The organism is Bifidobacterium sp. POST2/T3 (B1) (assembly GCF_058197115.1).
Genome location: NZ_JBVPQK010000297.1, coordinates 1 through 3278, shown reverse-complemented (window position 1 = coordinate 3278; position 3278 = coordinate 1). Strand labels below are relative to the sequence as shown.

Here is a 3278-nt window from a genome sequence, read left to right as displayed (position 1 = left end):
CTGGCATCGGCCGCCTTCAGACCCATGGATGCGGGCTCCATGTCGATGGGCTGGAAGAAGACCGTGCCGATGTTCAGGGGACCCTTCTGCTGATCGTCGGGCGGAATGGGGATCTCCTCGAACCCGGCCCCCTTGCCCGCCGAGGACTGGGAGGCACCGGAGGCCTCAGGCCCTTGGGCCTCACGGGTGCCTGACCCGCTGGAGCCGCATCCCGCCAGGGCCAGGGTGCCTGAGAGCACCAGCGCGACCAGGGCGGCCAGTTGTCTTTTCTTCATGATTGTCCTTCGCTCTTTGGTGTTTGCATGGATGCCGTGACCTCAGAGGGCACAGCCCCTTCGGCGGCCTGCTCGGCTGCCGTCTGATGGACGGTTGCCGACGGCGACCCGCCGGAGTCCCGATTCGACCGTGATTGCTCCTGCTTGTGCAGGCGGCGGGTCGACACAATTGCCAACACGACCACGACCAGGGCCGCCAGTATCTGGGCGCCGATGGTCTGCGTGTAGGGATACAGCCCGATCCAGTCGCTGGTGGGCACGCCGGGCAGGTAGGTGGCCGGCACCAGGTCGCCCTCGATCAGGGCATGGACGCCGCCCCCGGCGAAGATGACGACCATGACCGCCATGAGCAGGCTGGTGATGATGAAGAAGGGCCGGATGGGAATTTTGACCGAGGTGAAGCGGATGAGCACGAAGACGATGACCAGGACCACGGCGGCAGCCACAAAACCGGTCCAAATCTCCCGTCTGCCACCGGGAGCCATGGCGAAGATGGCCTGGTAGAACATGACCGTCTCCGCCCCCTCCCTGAAGACCGCCAGGAAGGAGAGCAGGGCCAGGGAGATCACGCTGCCCTTCGAGATGGCCGCCACCGTCCGGCTCCGGATGTAGTGGTTCCAGGATTCCACAGAGGACTTGGACAGCATCCAGTTACTGGTGTAGAGCAACATGAGCATGGCCACCAGGGCCACCACGCCCTCCAGGATCTCCTGCTGGGGACCGTTCCCGTTGAAGAGCAGGGTGAAGAGCAGGGCCACCAGCCCGCTGGCCACCAGGCCCGCTGCAATGCCCCAGTAGATGTGCCGAACCTTGTCTTTATGGCCGGACTTGACCAGGTAGGCGATGATGGCCGCCACCACCAGGATGGCCTCCAACCCCTCCCTCAGCAGAACCACAAAGGCCTGGCCGAAGGCGGAGGTCAGGAAGGTCGTCCACCCATTGACCTGGTCCGCAGCGCCTCCGTCCAGAGTGGCTGCGTCCTCGACCAGCATGCTCTTCAGGTCGTTCACCAGGGTCTTGGCGGGTTTGCCCGCCACCATGGCCATCCGGGTCTCCTTGAACTGGTACTCGACCTGGGAGACCCTGTTGCCACTGATGGCATTCATGACGTTCTTTTCGAAGCCCAGCTTTTCGTAATACTGGTAATAGGCCTTGTTGACCAGGTCGGATCCCGCCTGGCCCTGTCCCTTGGACGCTTGGGCGAGCGCCTGGTCGAGAATCGGCGTCATCTCATGGGCCACCTGGGTCCAGGTCCGGTCACCCTTGCCCTTGTTCCGATGCTTCTTGGCCGCGTCCAGCCGTCGACGGTCCGCCTTGATCTGCTCCTGCTGAGCCTTGGCATAGGCACGGGGATTGGCCAGCCCTTGGGTGGCATCCAGCTGGGTGGCCGCAGCGGCCAGATCAGCCTTGAGCTTTTCACTACCCTCGGTCAGGGCCTGCCCGGCATCCGGGGCATAGGCCTGGTTCTGCAGGCCTTGGAACTGCCCGTCCAGGGCGTTGCGCCTATCCTGCCCCAGGGTCGACTCCACGACCGAGACGAATCCGGAGCCCACATAACCCACGTTGTAGGCCCCCATGAATTGCGAGGCAGCCCCGGCGCGATCCCCCCGGGCATAGTCCTTACACCCCCGATCCAGCTGACCAGATATGGAGTCAGCCACCTGGGTCCAGCTGCCATAGTCCGTGGCCCCGCTCGCCGCCATGGCCGATTGCGGGGTCTGCAAGACCAGGAACATCAGGGCCAGCAACAGGCATGAAAGCAGAGAGCCAGCGGTCCTGGCCACTTGCGTCCTGCCGACCTGTGCAACCATGGGCGATGATCTCCTTCGTCAGTCCCTCGTAATCGAACCTGCGAGAAACGAAGGCCGATTTGACAACTACTGAAAAATCAATCTAGCCCAAGCGCAAATGGAAAAACAGACTTGTTTATAGCCTTTTGAGGCCATATAATGCGCCCACGCTCGCAGACGGTCAGTCGACCGACAACGGCTCACCCTTATGCTTCCACAGGCAGATGCCACCGAATACCAGTAGCCAGACCAATCCCAATATGGCTGGATACCGGGTGTCGGGAGCCAGGAAGAGCGAGAGGTAGATCAGGACGAAGAAGGCGATGGCAACGGCTCCAGTCACCCGGTAGGCCGGCATGATGAACCCATCGGGCATGAAGTCCGGGCTGGTCCGGTAGCAGCGGTGAGCAAGCAGGGTCAGGATGTAGATGAAGATGATGACCGCGCTGGAGCAGGAGGTGAACAGGACAAAGGTGTTCTCGAAGCCGGGCAGCATATGCAACACCGGGGATAAGAGGATCAATACCCCGGACAGAACGATGGCCCGGGCGGGCACCTTGCCGCGGCGCGAAATCGTATGGAGGCTGCGCATCACAGGAGAGCGGCCGGCCGCAGCCAGCTGGAAGAGGTTGCGGCCGGCGGAGTAGAGCAGGGAGTTCAGCGAGGAGCTGGCTGCTGTGATGACCACGAAGAAGACCAATGCGGCCGCCCAGTCCACCCCGGCGTAGCGGAAGACCATGACGAAGGGCGACGTGAAGCTGCCGTCAGCGTTGGGGCGGAAAGAGCGCCAGGGCACGATCAGCATGATGGCGACCAGGGCACCCACGTAGAAAATCAGTACGCGCAGGATGATCTGATTGATGGCCTTGGGCAGGACCTTGCGGGGATTCTGGGTCTCGGATACGGTCACCCCTACGAATTCAATCATCTCGTAGGCGAAGAAGACCATCTGGAAGCTCATGAAGAAGGCCATCCACCCGTTGGGCGCCAGACTCAGACCGGTGGTGATGTTGTCAAAACCGGCATGTCCGGCCGGGCTGATCCAATCCTGTCCCGGCATGTGAACCGCCGGATAGTGGAAGCCTGTGATGACCATGACCAAAGCCGTGACGATCATGGCCAGAATCAGGGTGATTTTGATCATGGAGAACCAGAACTCGGTCTCCCCGAAAACCCTCACGGCAATCAGGTTGATGCACACCATGGCCGTCAG

The 3278-nt window shown here is 62.0% G+C and carries 3 protein-coding genes; all 3 read right to left on the bottom strand.

Annotated elements, in window-relative coordinates:
* The coding region (locus AC0AP0_RS10745) for an iron transporter (protein ID WP_490430456.1) at nucleotides 1–275 on the bottom strand (275 nt) is incomplete at its 3' end.
* On the bottom strand, nucleotides 272–2086 hold the full coding sequence (locus tag AC0AP0_RS10740) for an FTR1 family iron permease (RefSeq protein ID WP_490430455.1): 1815 nt from the start codon (nucleotides 2084–2086) through the stop codon (nucleotides 272–274). The genes AC0AP0_RS10740 and AC0AP0_RS10745, both read right to left, overlap by 4 nt.
* A gap of 160 nt (nucleotides 2087–2246) precedes the next feature.
* Nucleotides 2247–3278, bottom strand: a 1032-nt coding sequence (locus tag AC0AP0_RS10735; RefSeq protein WP_490430454.1) for an amino acid permease, incomplete at its 5' end; no start/stop codon positions are given.

Excerpts from the sequence above, each read along its gene's own strand:
- AC0AP0_RS10740 (WP_490430455.1), bottom strand. The coding sequence starts at position 2,086 with ATGGTTGCACAGGTCGGCAGGACGCAAGTGGCCAGGACCGCTGGCTCT.